The following is a 607-nucleotide window of genomic DNA, read 5'->3' as shown; positions in this document are numbered from 1 at the left end:
GAAGGGTGAGCAGCCGCCGTGGATCGTGCCGGACGAGCTGTGGGAGCGAATAGAGCCGTTGTTGCCGCGCTGGGAGAACGCGCTGCCTCGGCTGGGTCGCAAGCGACTGCCGGACCGACTGGTCTTGCAGGGCATCCTGTTCGTGCTGCATACCGGGATCCAGTGGGATTTTCTGCCCCAGGAGCTGGGATTCGGGTCCGGGATGACCTGCTGGCGGCGCCTGGCGGAATGGAACGAGGCCGGAGTGTGGCAGCGGCTGCACGAGGAGCTTTTGGCCGAGCTGAACGCGGCCGGGAAGCTGGACTGGTCGCGGGCGGTGATCGACAGCTCGCATGTGCGGGCGGCACGGCGTGGCCCAAAAGCGGCCCCAGCCCGGTCGACCGCGCCCGGCCAGGCTCCAAACACCACTTGATCATCGAGGGCGGCGGCATCCCGACGGCATTCAGCCTGACCGGCGGCAACGTCAATGACGTCACCCAACTCCTCCCACTGGTCGAGGCGATCCCGCCCGTGCGAGGCAGGCGCGGGCGCCCCCGCCGCCGGCCCGACGCCCTGTATGCCGACCGCGCCTACGACTCCGACAAACACCGCGACGAGTTGCGCGACA

1 pseudogene is annotated in these 607 nt (G+C 69.2%); it reads left to right on the top strand.

What is annotated here, in order from left to right:
* Positions 1 to 22: 22 nt before the first annotated feature.
* Positions 23 to 607 (top strand): annotated as a pseudogene (locus tag E1288_RS49740) (IS5 family transposase); the annotation flags it as partial.

This window comes from Saccharopolyspora elongata (assembly GCF_004348985.1).
Lineage (GTDB): Bacteria > Actinomycetota > Actinomycetes > Mycobacteriales > Pseudonocardiaceae > Saccharopolyspora > Saccharopolyspora elongata.
This window is presented reverse-complemented; position numbering and strand designations above follow the sequence as displayed.